Origin of the sequence: Thermococcus sp. 9N3, from assembly GCF_012027685.1 — an archaeon.
Lineage (GTDB): Archaea > Methanobacteriota_B > Thermococci > Thermococcales > Thermococcaceae > Thermococcus > Thermococcus nautili.
This window is the reverse complement of record NZ_SNUV01000001.1, coordinates 282,186-298,801: the sequence shown is the minus strand read 5'-3', so window position 1 is coordinate 298,801 and position 16,616 is coordinate 282,186. Positions and strand designations below refer to the sequence as shown.

Here is a 16,616-nt window from a genome sequence, read left to right as displayed (position 1 = left end):
GGGTTGAGGGTAATACTCTTTTGGTGAAGGTAATGCCAATCGTCACGAAGAAATACCAAGTCACGATACCCAAGGAGGTTAGGGAGGCGCTTGGAATAAAAGCCGGAGACGAGGTGGTTTTCGTTCGGGAGGGGAATCGTTACGTCTTGATGAAGCTTACCGACCTCCTTAAGGAGCTTAGCGAGATAACAAGCGACATAGACGAGACAGTTGAAGAAGTTAGACAGGGACTGGCGAGGGGTATAGAACGCTCTCTGCGCGAGCTGGAGGGAGAGGAATGAACGTTGTACTCGATACCAACGTCTTCAACAACTGGACTTTTCTCGAATGGTTGAGGCACTCAGACCTTGAGCCAGTAACGAGTTCGGTGGTTTATATGGAACTGCTCTACAAATATGCCAGACGAAAGGGTCTCGCCGAAGCTAGGAGCAAGTTAATGGCCGTTTTCAACTCGCTGGCAATTGAGGTTATGGACTTTGATTGGGAATGTGCAGAGCTTGCGGTGGAATCTGCCCTCGGTCGCTGGGACTTCTCAAAGAACGTGAGGGACTACATGATAGGCGCATTAGCTCTGAAGCTCAATGCTCCACTGGTTACCTACAACAAGAAGCACTTCAGCTGGCTTCCGGAGGTTCTAACGCCGGAGGAGGTCATGAAGAGGTTCGGCAAATAGCCTTAAAAGGCCAACCTTTTTAAGGCCCTTTCGGGCGAGAGGTTAAGAGGTGAGAGAGATGGAGAAACGCTTACCCGGTAAGGTGAGGAGGGCTCTGCGCGCGAGATACTACGACATCGAACCGCGAGCGTGGATTGGTAAGAAGGGTCTCGCCGAGAGCGTGATTGAGGAGATAAACACTCAGCTTGAGAAGGACGGTGTCCTTAAGGTCGAGATTAGGAAGGGAGCGCTCATCTCGACCGGAATGGACAGGAAGGCCATAGCGGAGAAGGTAGCCGAGCTCACCGACAGCGAGCTGATAGACGTCAGGGGCAAAAGGTTTATATTGTTCAAACCGAGGGAAGGCTGGGAAAGGTATTTAAGGCGCCTTGAAAGAAAGGCGTCGGCTGAGAGGCGGGAGAAGCCCGTCCGTAAAGTCAGGCTCGACATCGCTAACTTCAGGAAGAAGTTTAGGAAGGGGAGGGATTGAAAGATGGCGACTGTCTATGACGTTCCCGGTGACCTGCTCGTCGAGAGGGTCGCGCAGGCACTCAAAGAGGTTGAGGAGATAAAGCCCCCCGAGTGGGCGCCCTTCGTTAAGACCGGAAGGCACAAGGAGAGGCTTCCCGAGCAGGAGGACTGGTGGTACTACAGGGTTGCCAGCATACTCAGAAAGGTCTACATCGACGGCCCCGTCGGAATCGAGAGGCTCAGGACCTGGTACGGGGGCAGGAAGAACCGCGGACACGCCCCGGAGCACTTCTACAAGGCCGGGGGAAGCATAATCAGGAAGGCTCTCCAGCAGCTTGAGGCGGCCGGCTTCGTCCAGAAGGTTCCGGGAGAGGGAAGGGTCATAACCCCGAAGGGCCAGAGCTTCCTCGACAAGATTGCCACCGAGCTCAAGAAGGAGCTCGAGGAGCAGATTCCGGAGCTCAAGAAGTACTGAGCTCCCCTTTTCTCACATCCCACCCAATACCTTTTTAACTCCCGCTTCTGAGCCTGAACCGGAGGTGAGGGGCATGGCCGAGGACATTGAGGAGATTAGGAAGCGCAAGCTCATGGAGCTTCAGAAGAGGTACCTTGAACAGCAGAAGGCCCAGGAGGAGGCAATGAGGCAGGAGATGGAGCTCCAGGCCCAGCTCGATGCCATAATGAGGAAAATCCTGACGCCGGACGCGAGGGAGAGGCTAGGTCGCGTTAAGCTCGTTAGACCGGAACTCGCGAGACAGGTTGAGCTCGTCCTCGTTCAGCTCTACCAGGCCGGCCAGATAAGGGAACCGATAGACGACGCCAAGCTGAAGAGGATTTTAGCCCAGATTGACGAAAGGACGAGAAGGGAGTTCAGGATTAAGTGGTAGCGGACGGTGCATTAATGGACGCGCGGGAGATAGTGAAGATTCTCGACGAAAAGGGAGAGGTCAGTCTCGACACCTGGAAGGTCGTCTCCGTGAGGAAGAACGAGGACGGCACGGCGGACGTCCTCTACAAGAACCGGCACGTGGGTAGCGAGGAGAACCCCGTTTTCCTCTGGATTTACGCCAACATAGTCGAGGACGACTGGGACGTCCGGGTTTTGGAGAGGATAACCTTCCAGAAGGAAGACCTGCTCTGGCTGTTGAAGTTCGTCTTTCCGAAAGTTAAGGTTTATAAGGGGCTTGCAAAATAGCCCGCCGGCCGGGGGTGTTTGAGTGAGCGGGAAGAGAGTGTGTCCCGTCTGTGGCTCTACCGAGTTCATCTACGACCCCAGCAGGGGTGAAATAGTCTGTAAGGTTTGCGGTTACGTCATCGAGGAGAACGTGGTCGATGAGGGGCCGGAGTGGAGAGCCTTTGACCCCAGCCAGAGGGAGAAGAGGGCGCGCGTTGGAGCGCCGGAGAGCATACTCCTCCACGATAAAGGTCTCTCGACCGACATAGGAATAGACCGCTCCCTCACCGGCCTGATGAGGGAGAAGATGTACCGCCTCAGGAAGTGGCAGAGCCGTTTGAGGGTCAGCGATGCCGCTGAGAGGAATCTGGCGTTCGCGCTCAGCGAGCTTGACAGGATAGCGAGCCAGCTCAAGCTCCCGAGGCACGTGGAAGAAGAGGCGGCAAGGCTCTACAGGGAGGCAGTGAGAAAGGGCCTCATAAGGGGTCGCTCGATAGAGGCCGTCATAGCGGCCTGCGTTTATGCGGCCTGCCGACTTTTGAAGGTTCCCAGAACGCTCGACGAGATAGCGGACATCTCGCGCGTTGACAAGAAGGAAATTGGAAGGAGCTTCCGCTTCATAGCGAGGCACCTCAACTTAACTCCAAAGAAGCTCTTCGTCAAACCGACCGATTACGTGAACAAGTTCGCCGACGAGCTCGGGCTGAGCGAGAAGGTACGGAGAAGGGCAATCCAGATACTTGAGGAGGCCTACGAGAAGGGCCTCACGAGCGGAAAGAGCCCGGCCGGCCTGGTTGCGGCGGCGCTCTACATAGCGGGACTGCTTGAAGGGGAGAAAAGGACGCAGAGGGAAGTTGCCGAAGTCGCGCGCGTCACCGAGGTCACCGTTCGGAACCGCTACAAGGAGCTCGTTGACAAGCTGAACCTCAAGATACCGCTTTAGCGGAACCAGCTCTCGAGCGTTCTCTGTTTTCCCGCCTTCACTGCTTTCTTCAGCCTCTCAAGGCCGTTCTTAACGCGCTCCTCGCTGAAGTCGTGCTCATCGCAGAGGAACCTGAGGATTCCTTCCTCGTCAGGCTCGCGCCACTTGAGCATATAGTCGTCCGTGACAGGGGGATTCAGGAAGAACTCCTTTATCGCGTACAAATCAACGTCGCTCTCTTTCTGGTACTTCTTCAGGGGGTCCTTCGAGCGCTTGACTATCGTCAGGGCCTTCTTGGGCCCGATTCCCTTGATTCCGCCCGGGTTGTAGTCCGTTCCAACGAGAATTGCCAGCTCGATGAGCTTCTCCCTGTCTATGCCGAGCTCGTTGAGAACCTCTTCGAGAATTATCAGCTCCGGCTTAACCTCAACGTAGACGTTCTTGCCGGGGAGCTTCCTCCTTCCCGTTATCGTGAGGTTCCTCACGAGCCTCGGCGCCCCGAAGAGAAGGCTGTCGTAGTCCTGGCTCGCGGAGGCGTAGACGTCCTTCTTGGAGGCCATGTAGGCGGCTTGAGCCTCTCCCTCGCTCGGAGCCTGAACCACCGGAACACCCATTAGCTCAAGGAGCTTCTTAGCATCCTCTATGAGGGTCTGGTTGAGCCTCGTCGCCCTCATCGCGTACTTCTTGGCCTCCTCTATGTCCCCCCTCTCGAGGGCCTCGTGCCACTTCTCCTCGGCCTCCTCCCTGGCCTCACGCCTCTTCTCAAGCTCCCTTTTCTTGAAGGCGGGTGGCTCGCCGTCGAAAACGTAGGCAGGTTTTATGCCGGCCTCCATCAGGTTAATCGTCCTGTAGAAGAACCCGCTCAGGTGAGAGGTTATCCTGCCCTTCGAATCCATTAGGGGCGTCCCGTCGCGCTGTCTTATGGTCGAGAGGAACTGATACATGGCGTTGAATGCATCTATGGCCACCTTCTTCCCGTAAAGCCTCTCCAGCTCGATTTCATTCCTTGGAATAAGCTCGCCGATTTGGACTCCCACCTTCACCACCCAAGAAAAGTTGGGAAAGGAGTATTTAGGGTTTGCCTCGGCCTACCGGGTTATCATCACATCTCAGGGAGGGGAAGGCTCCTCATCGGCGGTAGAGACCCTTCTCGATGAGGAACTCCTCGTGCTTCGTCCTCCTCTGCCTCTCCTGCACGTAAATCCAGCCCATCACGAAAATCAGCGCCGCCATGCCGAGGAGCGTCTGCCAGCCGAGCTGGTTGTAGTCAAGGGTGATTATAATCTTTCGCACCATCGCCAGAACGCCGAGCTCAACGACGTTCCTCATGCTGACGTGGTGCTCCTTGACGTACATGGTGAGCAGTTCAAAGATTTCAAGGAAGATTACAACGAGAACTATCTGGTGCAGTACCTCCTCGATGTTGAAGGCGTGAAAAGTTTCCGTGACTAGCTGGAACATCAGGTACACAACGTAGCCCATAGTTACGGTTGCAAGACCTATGACAACTATGTCAAAGAGCACGCTGAGCCACTTCAGGAGGAGGTTCTCAATGATGCCAACGTCATGGTGCTTCCTTCCCATTTACACACCCAACCAATCCTGGGCCCATTCGCTAAAAACTTTTCGGCAAACCTAAGGGTTCTTTGAAAGCCTAAGAAATCCTCGCTGAGAATTTTGAAACATCAGTTGGGAACTTCAGGTGTTTTAACGTCCGTCGAGTCCGATATCGGCAAAAAGAGAAGGGAAAGGTTTTAACTGCCTTTTACAGACGTAAAAGCGTGAATGTCATCCGAGGTGATAAAAATGGTTGACCCGAACATCGAAGCCCTTTTCAGGCCGAAGAGCATCGCCGTGATAGGCGCCTCCGAGAAGCCGGGCAAGATAGGGTACGCGATTATGAAGAACCTCGTGGAGTACGGCTACGAGGGCAAAATATACCCCGTCAACATCAAGGGCGTTGAGATTAAGATTGGCAACCGCGTTTTCAAGTCCTACAAGAGCATTCTTGAGGTTCCCGACGAGGTCGACATGGCCGTTATAGTCGTTCCCGCCAAGTTCGTCCCGCAGGTCGTCGAGGACTGCGGAAAGAAGGGCGTCAAGGTTCTCCCGATTATAAGTTCCGGTTTCGGCGAGCTCGGAGAGGAGGGTAAGAAGATTGAGCAGCAGCTCGTTGAGACCGCCAGAAAGTACGGCATGAGAATCCTCGGTCCGAACATCTTCGGTGTCGTTTACACTCCAGATAAGCTCAACGCGACCTTTGGTCCGACCGACGTCCTTCCGGGCCCGCTCGCGCTCATCAGCCAGAGCGGAGCGCTTGGAATAGCCCTAATGGGCTGGACGATTCTTGAGAAGGTCGGCCTCTCAGCGGTCGTCAGCGTTGGAAACAAGAGCGACATAGACGACGCCGACCTGCTCGAGTTCTTCAAGGAGGACGAGAACACCAAGGCCATACTCATCTACATGGAGGGCGTCAAGGACGGAAGGAAGTTCATGGAGACCGCGAAGGAGGTCAGCAAGGTCAAGCCGATAGTCATCATTAAGGCCGGAAGGAGCGAGCGCGGTGCCAAGGCGGCAGCTTCCCACACCGGCTCACTCGCGGGAAGCGACAAGGTTTACGATGCCGCATTCAAGCAGGCAGGCGTCATAAGGGCCTACACCATCGGTGAGGCCTTCGACTACGCGAGAACCCTCAGCAACCTCCCCGAGCCCGAGGGAGAGAACCTCGTTATCATAACCAACGGCGGTGGAATAGGAGTCATGGCCACCGACGCCGCTGAAGAAGCCGGTCTTCACCTCTACGACAACCTTGAGGAGCTCAAGGTCTTCGCCAACCACATGCCGCCCTTCGGTTCCTACAAGAACCCAGTTGACCTGACCGGGATGGCAGGTGCCGAGAGCTACGAGGGAGCCATTAGAGACGCCCTCGCACACCCGGAGATGCACAGCATAGCGGTTCTCTACTGCCAGACCGCCGTTCTCGACCCGAGGGATTTGGCAGACATAGTCATCCGCGAGTACAACGCCAGCGGAAGGAAGAAGCCCCTCGTCGTTGCCATCGTCGGCGGAATCGAGGCCAAGGAGGCAATTGACAGGCTCAACGAGGAGGGAATACCAGCCTATCCGGAGCCCGAGCGCGCTATCAAGGCCCTCGCGGCGCTCTACCGCTGGAGCAGGTGGAAGGCCAAGCAGAAGTGAATTTCGCTTCTTCCCCAAAATCTTTTTATACTTCCAACGCGTAATTCAGTGAGGGTCGTGATGAAGCGCTGGCTGAAACTTTTTGGAATCGTTCTCTTCACAATCGGTTTCGTCCTTGCCGCGACCTACGACCGGCCGAACTGCTCGGGAATTGCCTGTCCTTTCACGTTTCCCGCCATTGAGCTAAAGGCTAACTCAGGGAATGTTTTCGTGTGGCCTCCAAATGCCACACCTCCAAACGTCACCTACGATGCCAACGGGGGCTATTTCGTCTTCCTGAGCGATTACTTCGTCCCCCTGCGGGAGTTCTACCTGAAAGTTTCAGGCATGGTGGGGTTCAACGTCAGCGGGACGCTAACGATTTTTCCGGGGAGGGACTTCAGGGAGCTTGAGGCGACCTACATCGACGGCACCCTCCACGTGGGGGACACTCTCTACAGGGGGCACATCCGGGGAATACTCGTAGAGAACGGGACGAGGATAAGGACCATGGCCGTTTACGACGACCCTGCGAGCTACTTTGAGTTCAAGAACTGCACGGAGCATTACCGGGAGATTGTTGAGGCCTGCCGCGCCAGTGGCTCCCCGGAGTACCAGCTTCCCCTCGGCGTCGGGCTCATGGTTCTTGGCTTTGGCCTGTTCTGGCTGGGGATGAAGCTTTAAGTTCCCACCCCAATTTTTCCACGGTGGCGGGCATGCTCATAGCACTCATAAGCGATATTCATTCGAACCTCGAAGCTCTCGAAGCCGTGTGGGACGAGGTTAAGGATGCAGACGCCTTCCTCTGCATGGGCGACCTCGTTGGCTACGGCGCTTCCCCGAACGAGGTCGTTGAGTTTGTGCGGAAGCAAATGGAGAGGAGAACCTTTCTCTGCGTCAGAGGAAACCACGACAACGCCATAGCCTTCGGCGCGGACTGGAGCTTTAACCCATACGCGAGACAGGCCGTGAGGTGGCACCAGCGCGTCATGACAGTTGAAAACCTCGAGTTCCTCAGGCGACTTCCAGTAAGGCAGCTCTTCACGGACGACACGGGCAGAAGCTACCTTCTCATCCACGGTTCGCCGAGGGCGCCCCTCGACGAGTACCTCTTCCCCTGGCTTCCCGAGAGCGAGTTCAGGGCCGTGCTGAGCTATGTCCGCCAGGACGACCTGCTTCTCGGCCACACACACGTGCCGATGCTGAAGGTGATTGAGGGGAGACGGATAATAAACCCGGGCTCCGTCGGCCAGCCGAGGGACGGGGACTGGCGGGCGAGCTACGCGCTGATGGACACGGAAACGGGAGAAGTGACCTTCCACCGGGTCGAATACGACGTCGAAGAGAGCGCGAGGAAGATAATAGAGGCAGGATTGCCAAGGTTTTTAGCGGACAGGCTCTTTGAGGGCCTTTAGTCCTTTTTCTTCAGACCGCCTTCGAGTGTTCCCCTCGGTCTCGGGGAGGTTGCCTTCGGAAGGCGTTTGAGCTTGGAGCGGACTGCGAGCTTGTTGGTGTCTATTATTATGACCTCGCCTATGCTCTTCACTGCACTCACGGGGATGAGGAGAAGCCCTTCGTGGTCGGTAACGAACTCGCTCGTGTCGAGGTCCTCGTCGGGCTCGGCGACGATTACAAGGATTTCACCGGTCTCCTCGTCGAAACTGAGGTCGTAGACCCACCCGAGTCTTATTCCAGTGTCAGTTATGAGCTCAACATCCCTAAGCTTGGATGCCATTATCTTGACCATCTCCGCCACCTCTGGGATTAATCGTGTAACCCCTTGGGGATTAACGTATAAAACCTTTTTCCAAAGGAATCCAAAAACGGGAAGGGAATCAAGCCTTCTTGGCCTGCAACTCCTGCGCCCTCTTAGCCAGCTCCCCGAGCTGGGCCTCAAGCTTCTTGAGCGCTTCCTGGGTCTTCGCGATTGCCTCGTCGTACTCCTTTATGCGCTCCTCGAGGTACTCGATGGCGCTATCGAGGTTCTTCTCGACGGCGTAGCCGGCTCCAACGCTCACAATCGCGTTCTCCTTGTCGGTTATCTTGCCCTTGAGGAAGGAACCGGCCCCAATCGGAACGAGGATTTCAACCTCTCCCTCGGTCTTCTTGAGCTCCTCCAGCGTCTCCTTAACGGCCTTGAACTCGTCCCTTCCGAGGGTGAGGAGCTCAAGGTTCTGGGCCAGCAACTGAGCCTGGGCCTGCAGGAGCTGATACTCGTAAGCGAGCTTCTCCATCTCCTTCTCAACCATCGCTACCACCGGAGAAACTACGGAGGGAGGCTTTTAAGGTTTGGGTTAAAAGAAAGGGGAAATCAGCCAAGGATTTCCTCAGCGATTCTCTCGGCAATCTCCCTGAGCGCTTTACTCGCCGGGCTGTCGGGGAAGGCCTCAACGACGGGTTTAAGCATCGCCATGCTCTTCGGGATGGCCCTGTCGTAGGGGACCTCGCCGATAACGGGAATCCCCTCGGCCTCGGCCCACTCCTTCAAGGCGGTAAAGCCCGGGTTCAGGTCGGCCTTGTTGATTATCAGGTAAGCCGGCTGTCTGAAGTGCTGAACGACCTTGTAAGCCCTCTGAACGTCGCTGAGCGAAGCAGGAGTAGGCTCGGCAATCAGTATCGTCAAATCGGCCCCACCTATGCTCGCTATCACCTGACAGCCGATTCCGGCCGCGCTATCAACAATCATGTGCTCCAGGTTGAGCTCGTCCATCAGCTTCTTCGCCCACTCCTTTTCCTCGGTGACGAGCTTACCGCTCTCGGGCCTGCCGACGTCGAGCTGGGCCGAGATTATCGGGAATCCGTACTTGGTGGTCGCCTTCCTGATGACGCCGGAGCGGGCCTGCTCAAGGGTTATAGTGCCCGGAACTGGGCAAACTAAACCGCAGACGTTGCAGCCCTCGCAGGTGAGCTCGTTGACGATGTAGTTGCCGTCCTCGTCGATGTAGATGCTCTCGTAGGGACAGCGCTCGTAGCAGATTCCACAGCGGACGCAGGTCTCGGTGTTTATCTTAGCCACCTTCGCGCCTATGTGCTCCCTCTCTTCCTCCCACTCCTCAACGCCGAGGAGAAGGCCGAGGTTCGGCGCCTCCGCATCGGCATCGACAGCGATGAGCTTATACCTATCCTTCAGGAAGTAGAGGAGCGAGGCCGTTATCGTGCTCTTCCCGACGCCACCCTTACCGCTCGCAATCGCTACCTGCATCACTCACCACCTCCAAGGAAGCCGGCAACCTTCTCGGCCAGCTCGCGGAAGATTTTCGCCTCGGGAACGTCCTCAAGGACGATAGGCCTTCCGCTTACGTAGCTCCTCACGATGTTTTCGCTGTAGGGGATTTCAGCGACGACCTCAGCGCCGTACTTCTCCGCTATCTCCCTGACCTTCCCGACGTCGCCGAGGTCCGAGCGGTTGACCACGACCCAGGTCTTGAGGCCCATCAGCTTCCCGAGCTGGAGAATGAGCTCGGTGTCGTGGATTCCGAGTGGGGTCGGCTCGGTTACCGCGATGAGGAGCTTCGACCCCTCTATGGCCTTCGAGACTGTGTTGCCGGTTCCCGCCGCCGTGTCAACCATCAGGAGCTCGTAGTCGAGGTTTCTGGCCCTCTTCTTGGCCTCAACGACGAGGGGCATCGAGCGCTCTTCCCCTTCCCTAAGCTTCCCGGTGACGAGGGTGAAGCCGTAGGGCGTTTCCGTCACGTAGGTGTGGCCGATGACGCGAAAGGCTTCCAGAATCGCCCCTGGAACGGGACAGACTATCTCACAGGCCCGACAGCCCGAACAGAGGTTCGGCATGAGGAAGGGCGTCCCGTCCTTCAGGGTTATTATCGCGTGCTCCTCGCAGACTTCTGCACACTTCCTGCACTTGGTGCACTTTGAGTAGTCGAACTTCGGCATGAACTGGTTCACCGGCTCCTCGTTGGCCAGCTCAACGCCGAGGAGCAGGTGGTCGTTCGGCGCCTCTACGTCCAAGTCAGCTAAGACCAGCTTGAAGCGCCTCGCAAGCTCGACCGCGAGGTTAATCGCGACGGTTGACTTTCCGGTTCCTCCCTTTCCACCGCTCACGGCTATCTGCAAGCTCTCACCTCCGGAAATTAGGGAAGCCGAATTCCTTTTAAGCTTTGTGCATAATCACGAAAGTCGCGAAAGATTTTTATTCACTCAAGGTTATTAAAACTCGGTGATGGGCATGGAGAGCGTCGTTAGGATAGAGAAAAAGAAGGCTGAAGTCTACAGAGCCTTACTTCCGCTCGTCCCGAGGGATTTCAGGGACGACCTCAAACTGCTCGCGAGCCACGCCGAGAGGAACGCGAAGCTCCTCGAGGGCGTTGAGTTGCCTGCAGACACGAGGGGACTGAAGGAAGTCGAGGTTGCCCTTGAGTTCCTTGAGAGGGCACTCTCAGACCCCGAAGCGACCGTTGAGGACTACTACTGCTACGCTATCGACGCGGAGGAAGCGACGGCAAAGCTTTACTCGGAGCTGAGCATGAAGGCCAAATCAGAAAAGGCAAGGAGGCTCTTTCGCTGGCTGGCCGAGATAAGCAGGGAGCACGCCGAAATCCTGAGGAGGCACCTCGAGATGTGGGAGTTCATGCAGGAGAACGTTGGGGAGGAAGAAATTCCAGAAGATTTAATCGAGCAGTGGTTCGAGGACATCGACCTGTGATTAGGCTCCCCTAAATCTTTTTAAAGGGCCCTTCGAGCTTTCAGCGGTGGTGCTCATGAGGTGCCTTAAGGTCGCGTTTGGAATGGAGGACGATGAACACCTGATAGACGCGCACTACGGCGACTCCGAGTTCTTCGCAATCTACGAGGTCTGCGAAGACGGGAGCGTAAGGCTCATCGAGAAGAGGCCAAACAAGGCCAAGGACTTCGAAGAAGAGGACGAGGGCCACGGCGACCCGAGGAAGTTCAAGGCCGTCGTAAGCCAGCTCCTCGACGTTGACGTTCTTGCCGCGTTCAGAATGGGGCCGAACTTCCTGAGGATTCGCGACAAGACCAACAAGGTCGCCTTCTTCACGAGGACGAGAGATTTGAAGCTCGCCCTCCAGCGCGTTGTGGAAAACTTCGACGACCTCTGGGAGCAGGTGCAGGCGAAGAAGGCCGAAAAGCCACCAATAGAGGAGTGAACCATGTGCTTCTGGGGCATAGAGCCGAAGGTGGCGCTTTTCGCTTTTCCCTACGCACTCCTCGCCTTCTACCTGAACTCCGCCCTTGGACTCCAGACTTTGCGATTCCCGGAAGTCGGGGCAGTTCTCGTTATCGTCGGAGTTGCACTGTGGCTCATCTGCTACCTTCAGGTTTCAAAAGCTTACAGGGAAGGAGAACTGCTGACGGAAGGCTGTTACTCCCGCGTCAGGCACCCGATATACTCAATCTGGGGCCTCCTGATAATCCCCGGCTTCTCCCTCACCATAGGAGGCTTCATGCTCGGCTTACCCCTGGTTTACTGGCTCGCCGTGGTGAAGTTTATAGGCGATGAGGAGAAGGCTTTGGAGGAGCGGTTCGACGATGAGTGGCGGGAATACGCGGAAAGAACGCCCCGGTTCCTACCGAGGCTTTGAGCTCCTGCCGGTTCACCTCTACGTCTTAGCCCATCTGAAGAAAGCGGGAGTTGACTACGCCAAGATGATGGCGAAGGTGAGCGGTTTACCCCTTGAACTCATCGAAGATGCGATAAACGACCTCCTCGAGCTCGGGTTGATTGAGCGCGACTCGGGGAGCGCGATAAAGAGAAGCAGGGCGCGCTTCAAGAAGGCCTTCGAGGTTCACAAGCACCACACCTACTACCGCCTCTCCCGCGAGGGCGAGCTCTTCGTCCGCTCGATTGACGAGTGGTGGCTTAAGCGGTACTTCAACAGCCTCGTTCCAGACGGCTGGAAGGTCGTTAACGCCCTTGCAGAAAGCAGGGACGTGAGGGAGGCGGGCAGGAAAGTCCCAATAAGCGACGACACCATCGAGGAGCTTAGAGTTCACCGCTTCGTAACGGAAAAGGGCAGAAAAACAGAGTTCTTCAGGAGGCTGTGGGAATTTCTCCAGTAAAGAGGCAACAAAAATAGACTAAAATCAGGAGCGGGTAACGTTCGCAACGGTGGCGTTCTGAATCGCCGTTGTGAGGACTTCGTAGGCGTCCCTGAGGGTGAAGTAAGCGTTCCTGACGAGTATCATGACGCGGTAGCTTCCAAGGCTCGCGAGGATGTTGCCCCCAGCAGAAACCTCAGTTGCCTTCTCCATGAAAGTCGTTGCGTTGGTGTAAAGCTCCATCGCCCTGGAAAGGGTGGTATTGTCCACTCCAAGCTCAACTGCCTTCTGGTATGTGGCGTTGAACTCAGGGAGCAGGGCGTTGTAGTTCCGGTAGTAGAAATACGTCAGCATCATTATTGTCGTTGGGGAAACCCCGCTCGTCGTCGTCAATGAAACTGCACCGGCCTGTGGCACTGCCATTCCGAGGAGAAGCACTCCGAGTATTGCAAGGGCCACCTTTCTCATGGTCTCACCCAAAATGTGCACATTCATTCAGAAATATAAATCTAACGGGCCGGGTTCAGTCAAATATTGGACAGCGAAGACGAGGTTCCAAAGTACTACGGCACTTCAACCACGTACTTCTTGTTTCCCTCCTCAAAACCCTTGAAAGAGCCGAGTTTGAGACCGAGGAGGGCTTTTTCAAGGTCGGTAACCTTCATCGCGGCAAGATGAGTAACGCCCGTACCCTTTAGAAACTCCGGCAAGAGCTGTCCGGTTGGTCCGGTCAGAACGAAGAGCTTTGCTCTCTTAGACCTTTCAAGGAGCATGTCAATGGTTCCGTTTACGAGACAGCTCGCACTCGCTATCACCGCGTCCATCTCGGGAAGCAGGTGGTATTCGAGGGCATCGCTGAAGGTATCCTTGTCCCAGAGGCGAGCGTTCCTCTCAAAGACGTATATCTCATAGCCCCTGGCCCGCAGTTCCCTTACGAGAGGGGGCATGTTGCCTATCAAGGCAACTTTTCCCGCGTTTTCGGGAATCAAGTCCAGTACATCAACCCACTCTGCATCGGCCAAGTCTATGTGGTACTGTGAAACAGCGTTGATGGCCGCCAGGGCGAGGGTTCTCTCAATGGAGTTTATGCTGTCGGCCCGTTCTATGAACGCTTCAAGCGATGGTTCTGTTACTGAGTTTCGGTAGCGCTGAACCTCCTCGGGAAGGGTCATCGCAACTCCCAGGGCCCTTCCTTCCGGCCCTTGAACCAGAACCCACGTGTAGGGCAGTGCAAAACCAAAATCCACCAGCCTGAGACCCTTCGTGAGCTTCAAAGCTTCGCGCTTGATTCTCCCGAGCAGCATTCAACCACCTCCAGACTTTTCGCGTCGAGTTTAATAACGCTTTCCGTTAATAACATCGTTTGCAGTAAAACGCTTTTATTTGCCCCGGGGACGATGACCCTCCGCCCGGCAACCTCGATGACCTCAACCGGCATCTTGTAGAGACGTGAAAGGTTTTCTGGGGTTAGAACTTTTTGGGGTCTCCCAGAAACAAATATTGAACCGCTCCTCAGGAGGAACACGGAGTCACAGAAAGCCATCGCCTGGTTCGGGTCGTGGAGGGAAACCAGTATCAACCTCCCCCTCCCCAGCTCCCGTATTGCCGAAAGGACAACGTGCTGGTTTCTGAAGTCGAGGAAGGAAGTCGGTTCATCGAAGAGGAGAAGCCGGCCACCCTGGGCGATGGAACGGGCCAGCATAACTAGCCGCTTTTGGCCCCCGCTGAGCTCGGTAAATGGTCTCTCAGCAAGTTCAGCCAGGCCGAGAACTTCAAGGGACTTCCAAGCGAGTTCTTCGTCTTCCTCCCCCGGCCCCCTCAGCGGATTTACGTAGGGGTTTCTGCCCATCAGAACGACCTCAAAGACAGTGTAGGGAAAACTCACAGAGAATTCCTGGGGGGAGTACGAGATTAACTTCGCACGCTCCCTCTCCGGCATTTTAAGGACGTCCCTGCCGTCAAGGGTGACCTTACCCTCTCCTTTCAGGATTCCGGCGATGCACTTCATCAGAGTACTTTTACCGGCACCGTTTGGTCCAAGGAGGCAGCCAACTCCCTCGTTGAAGTCAAAAGAGACCCCTCTCAGGACTCTCCGGCCGTTGTAGGAAAACCAGAGGTTTTTAACCCTTAACATGCCACCGCCTCCTCGCGAGTATCGCCACGAGAACTGGAGCGCCGATTAGGGAGGTAACGACTCCAAGTGGGAGCTCAAACGTCGCAAGGCTCCTCGCTATGTCGTCGCAGAAGGCGAGCATCGAGGCCCCAACCAGCGCAGAAACCGGGGCGAGGGTCCTGTTGTCGTGCCCCACGAGGAGCCTCGCTATGTGGGGACTGACGAGGCCAACCCACCCTATCATTCCGGCCATTGCCGTCGAGGCCGATACACCGAGAGCCGCAAGGAGAACGAGAAACCTCCGATAGAGTGAGACGTTGAGGCCGAGGGCCTTCGCTTCCTCTTCGCTCAGGCTGAGGACGTTGAGCAACCAGCGCAGGAGCACTATTCCAACTATCGAAACCGCAAGGGGAGGGAGCATTGGCCAGAGGTTCTCCCAGCGCAGACCGGCAAAGCTCCCGAGGAGCCAGTAGACTATCTCCTGCAGTTTGTCGTAGGGGTCAGCCAGGTACTTGGCGAAGCCCACGAGGGAAGAGAAAAAGGCCGACACCGCTATCCCCGCGAGTACAAGGCTCAGAAGGCCGTCACCTATGAGCTTTGAGAGCCGCCAGACTATGAACACCGCCAATACACCAAAGAGGAACGCCGAGAACTGAATTAAAAGCCCTCCAAAGCCAAGGAGTATAGCCAGGACGGCCCCGAAGGCGGCACCGCTGGTAACACCAAGCAGGTTTGGGCCCGCGAGCGGGTTGCGGAAGACGTTCTGAAAGGTCAGGCCAGCGAGTGAGAGCGAGGCTCCGACGAGTGCGGAGGCAACCACTCGGGGAAGGCGGACGTTGAGGAGAACCGCTTTTTCGAGCTCACCCATTCCGAAGGGAGAAAAGTGCATCCTGCCCACAAAGGGGGATGTGAGAAAAACAAAAAGGGCCAGCAGAAGAACTCCTCTCCCCCTCACGGCATATCACCGACTATTCTGACTTTCTTTGGGTCCAGGCCATACCAGCGCTCGTAGAACTCATAGGCGATTGACTTGACGTCAATATCCTCAAAAAGCTCCGGATGGAGAATCTTGGCGGTCCAGTAAAGGCCCAAAACCCACTTCGGCGCCGGATAATCCCAGCTCTCTCCGTCGTTTGGCATCGCGTAGATTCTGCCCTCCTTTACCGCCTTTATCTGTGCCCATGCAGGGTCACCCATGAGCTCCTTCTTGAGTTCAGTGGCGGGCTTTTTGAGGGAGTAGCTGACGAGGATTATGACATCTGGGTTCCATTCGGCCACCTGCTCGACGTTGACCGTGTTCCATCCCCCAGGGAGGTTCTTGGAGACGCTCTCCCCACCGGCGGTTTCAATCATCCAGTTCTGGAAGAACTCCCTGCCGGGGGCCTTGAAGACCTTGTCCTTCGTGCTGTATTCAAGGAGGAGAACCCTTGGTCGATTTGTCCCAGAGGTTCTGTTTGTGATGAAAGAAACAGCGTTTGTGTAGTATTCAGCCGCTTCTCGGGCTTTTTCTTCTTTTCCAAGGATTCTGCCAATAATCTCTAGACTGTGAATGTAGTCATCAACCCCTTCCAGGTTGAGAACCACAACTGGAATGCCGAGTTCCTCAATAGCCCTGTTTACTCTCTCATCTCCCCAGTAGGCCGTTAAAACAACGTCCGGGTTAAGACTCTTGACCGTCTCTATGTTGGCGTTTTTAGGACTTCCAGTGAACTTCATCCTTTTCTTTACATCCGGGTCAAGAAGGGCTATGAATGCGTCGTTTATCGCTAGAGGGGTGCTCCCAACTATTTTCTTTCCATCTTCAACGCTCAGGAAGTAAACCATTTGAGTGGCCAGCCCGTAGAGCGAAACAATTCGTTCCACAGGAACCCCAACCTTCACGGTCTTGTTCCTCCAGTCGGTCACGATAACGTAGTCGTTCTTTGAGCTGGACTGTGCAATGGAGCTGGACTCTGGTTGAGATGCTGTACCCGAGGGTACACCCGGGCTCTTCGAGCTTATGCATCCCACTGACAGAACGCTCAGTACCAAAACCATAGCTAGGATAACCGAAAGGACCCTCCTCATTTTAACCACCTACCCAGAAATGGCC

Annotated in this window: 25 protein-coding genes; 14 read left to right on the top strand and 11 right to left on the bottom strand. The window is 55.7% G+C overall.

Annotated elements, in window-relative coordinates:
* The first annotated feature begins 32 nt into the window (after positions 1–32).
* The 7 genes from E3E30_RS01635 (at position 33) to E3E30_RS01605 (ending at position 3,240) form a co-directional block, all read left to right on the top strand.
* Positions 33–281, top strand: a complete 249-nt coding sequence (locus E3E30_RS01635; protein WP_167728867.1) for an AbrB/MazE/SpoVT family DNA-binding domain-containing protein — start codon at positions 33–35, stop codon at positions 279–281.
* Entirely contained in the window at positions 278–673 is a 396-nt protein-coding gene (locus E3E30_RS01630) for a PIN domain-containing protein (protein ID WP_167728216.1), read from the top strand. The genes E3E30_RS01635 and E3E30_RS01630 overlap by 4 nt, the downstream gene beginning before the upstream one ends.
* A gap of 58 nt (positions 674–731) precedes the next feature.
* Complete coding sequence (locus tag E3E30_RS01625; RefSeq protein ID WP_099211331.1) at positions 732–1,142, top strand: YhbY family RNA-binding protein; 411 nt, start codon at positions 732–734, stop codon at positions 1,140–1,142.
* Between the two features lie 3 nt (positions 1,143–1,145).
* The gene (locus E3E30_RS01620; RefSeq protein ID WP_014121790.1) at positions 1,146–1,598 is read left to right on the top strand and encodes a 30S ribosomal protein S19e; all 453 of its coding nucleotides are present in this window, start codon (positions 1,146–1,148) and stop codon (positions 1,596–1,598) included.
* 73 nt (positions 1,599–1,671) lie between these two features.
* The gene (locus tag E3E30_RS01615; protein ID WP_042690369.1) at positions 1,672–2,010 is read left to right on the top strand and encodes a DNA-binding protein; all 339 of its coding nucleotides are present in this window, start codon (positions 1,672–1,674) and stop codon (positions 2,008–2,010) included.
* A 14-nt stretch (positions 2,011–2,024) separates the two neighbouring features.
* Positions 2,025–2,318, top strand: coding sequence for a hypothetical protein (locus E3E30_RS01610; RefSeq protein ID WP_042690371.1), 294 nt, complete (start codon positions 2,025–2,027; stop codon positions 2,316–2,318).
* A 22-nt stretch (positions 2,319–2,340) separates the two neighbouring features.
* A complete protein-coding gene (locus E3E30_RS01605) occupies positions 2,341–3,240 on the top strand; it encodes a transcription initiation factor IIB (RefSeq protein WP_042690374.1) in 900 nt (299 codons plus the stop codon).
* On the opposite strand, the gene fen is transcribed toward E3E30_RS01605, so the two are convergent.
* The gene (gene fen, locus E3E30_RS01600) at positions 3,237–4,256 is read right to left on the bottom strand and encodes a flap endonuclease-1 (protein ID WP_167728866.1); all 1,020 of its coding nucleotides are present in this window, start codon (positions 4,254–4,256) and stop codon (positions 3,237–3,239) included. The genes E3E30_RS01605 and fen overlap by 4 nt on opposite strands.
* A gap of 91 nt (positions 4,257–4,347) precedes the next feature.
* Positions 4,348–4,803: a phosphate-starvation-inducible PsiE family protein gene (locus E3E30_RS01595; protein WP_042690379.1), complete on the bottom strand. Its 456-nt coding sequence runs from the start codon at positions 4,801–4,803 to the stop codon at positions 4,348–4,350.
* Positions 4,804–5,025: 222 nt separating this feature from the next.
* Between E3E30_RS01595 and acs the strand changes: the two genes are divergently transcribed.
* Genes acs through E3E30_RS01580 form a run of 3 tightly spaced genes read left to right on the top strand, consistent with a single transcriptional unit; the run spans position 5,026 to position 7,811 of the window.
* On the top strand, positions 5,026–6,417 hold the full coding sequence (gene acs / locus E3E30_RS01590; protein ID WP_167728215.1) for an acetate--CoA ligase alpha subunit: 1,392 nt from the start codon (positions 5,026–5,028) through the stop codon (positions 6,415–6,417).
* Between the two features lie 48 nt (positions 6,418–6,465).
* A complete protein-coding gene (locus tag E3E30_RS01585; RefSeq protein ID WP_346765887.1) occupies positions 6,466–7,080 on the top strand; it encodes a hypothetical protein in 615 nt (204 codons plus the stop codon).
* A gap of 32 nt (positions 7,081–7,112) precedes the next feature.
* Positions 7,113–7,811, top strand: coding sequence for a metallophosphoesterase family protein (locus tag E3E30_RS01580; RefSeq protein WP_167728214.1), 699 nt, complete (start codon positions 7,113–7,115; stop codon positions 7,809–7,811).
* Here E3E30_RS01580 and E3E30_RS01575 read toward each other — a convergent pair.
* The 4 genes from E3E30_RS01575 to E3E30_RS01560 form a co-directional block, all read right to left on the bottom strand.
* Positions 7,808–8,143, bottom strand: a complete 336-nt coding sequence (locus E3E30_RS01575; RefSeq protein WP_042690390.1) for a PRC-barrel domain-containing protein — start codon at positions 8,141–8,143, stop codon at positions 7,808–7,810. The genes E3E30_RS01580 and E3E30_RS01575 overlap by 4 nt on opposite strands.
* Positions 8,144–8,231: 88 nt before the next feature.
* On the bottom strand, positions 8,232–8,645 hold the full coding sequence (gene pfdA, locus E3E30_RS01570) for a prefoldin subunit alpha (RefSeq protein ID WP_167728864.1): 414 nt from the start codon (positions 8,643–8,645) through the stop codon (positions 8,232–8,234).
* Between the two features lie 62 nt (positions 8,646–8,707).
* A complete protein-coding gene (locus E3E30_RS01565; protein ID WP_167728213.1) occupies positions 8,708–9,598 on the bottom strand; it encodes an ATP-binding protein in 891 nt (296 codons plus the stop codon).
* Positions 9,598–10,467: an ATP-binding protein gene (locus E3E30_RS01560; RefSeq protein ID WP_167728212.1), complete on the bottom strand. Its 870-nt coding sequence runs from the start codon at positions 10,465–10,467 to the stop codon at positions 9,598–9,600. The genes E3E30_RS01565 and E3E30_RS01560 overlap by 1 nt, the downstream gene beginning before the upstream one ends.
* 106 nt (positions 10,468–10,573) lie before the next feature.
* Here E3E30_RS01560 and E3E30_RS01555 point away from each other — a divergent pair, with 106 nt between their 5' ends.
* Genes E3E30_RS01555 through E3E30_RS01540 form a run of 4 tightly spaced genes read left to right on the top strand, consistent with a single transcriptional unit; the run spans position 10,574 to position 12,432 of the window.
* Positions 10,574–11,056, top strand: a complete 483-nt coding sequence (locus tag E3E30_RS01555; RefSeq protein ID WP_240922558.1) for a ferritin family protein — start codon at positions 10,574–10,576, stop codon at positions 11,054–11,056.
* Positions 11,057–11,111: 55 nt separating this feature from the next.
* The gene (locus tag E3E30_RS01550) at positions 11,112–11,519 is read left to right on the top strand and encodes a NifB/NifX family molybdenum-iron cluster-binding protein (RefSeq protein WP_167728862.1); all 408 of its coding nucleotides are present in this window, start codon (positions 11,112–11,114) and stop codon (positions 11,517–11,519) included.
* A 3-nt stretch (positions 11,520–11,522) separates the two neighbouring features.
* Entirely contained in the window at positions 11,523–11,954 is a 432-nt protein-coding gene (locus E3E30_RS01545; protein WP_167728211.1) for an isoprenylcysteine carboxylmethyltransferase family protein, read from the top strand.
* Positions 11,902–12,432 (top strand): DUF2250 domain-containing protein, encoded by a 531-nt coding sequence (locus E3E30_RS01540; protein ID WP_167728210.1) that lies wholly within the window; start codon positions 11,902–11,904, stop codon positions 12,430–12,432. Before E3E30_RS01545 ends, E3E30_RS01540 begins: the two co-directional genes overlap by 53 nt.
* Before the next feature lie 24 nt (positions 12,433–12,456).
* Here the strand turns inward: E3E30_RS01540 and E3E30_RS01535 are convergent, their stop codons facing one another.
* From E3E30_RS01535 to E3E30_RS01515, 5 genes are all read right to left on the bottom strand, one after another.
* Positions 12,457–12,879: a hypothetical protein gene (locus E3E30_RS01535; RefSeq protein ID WP_042690411.1), complete on the bottom strand. Its 423-nt coding sequence runs from the start codon at positions 12,877–12,879 to the stop codon at positions 12,457–12,459.
* A gap of 95 nt (positions 12,880–12,974) precedes the next feature.
* A complete protein-coding gene (locus tag E3E30_RS01530; protein ID WP_167728209.1) occupies positions 12,975–13,715 on the bottom strand; it encodes a DUF364 domain-containing protein in 741 nt (246 codons plus the stop codon).
* A complete protein-coding gene (locus E3E30_RS01525) occupies positions 13,682–14,545 on the bottom strand; it encodes an ABC transporter ATP-binding protein (protein ID WP_167728208.1) in 864 nt (287 codons plus the stop codon). Before E3E30_RS01525 ends, E3E30_RS01530 begins: the two co-directional genes overlap by 34 nt.
* Entirely contained in the window at positions 14,532–15,479 is a 948-nt protein-coding gene (locus E3E30_RS01520) for an iron ABC transporter permease (RefSeq protein ID WP_167728207.1), read from the bottom strand. Before E3E30_RS01520 ends, E3E30_RS01525 begins: the two co-directional genes overlap by 14 nt.
* Positions 15,476–16,591 (bottom strand): ABC transporter substrate-binding protein, encoded by a 1,116-nt coding sequence (locus tag E3E30_RS01515; RefSeq protein ID WP_167728861.1) that lies wholly within the window; start codon positions 16,589–16,591, stop codon positions 15,476–15,478. Before E3E30_RS01515 ends, E3E30_RS01520 begins: the two co-directional genes overlap by 4 nt.
* Between the last annotated feature and the right edge of the window lie 25 nt (positions 16,592–16,616).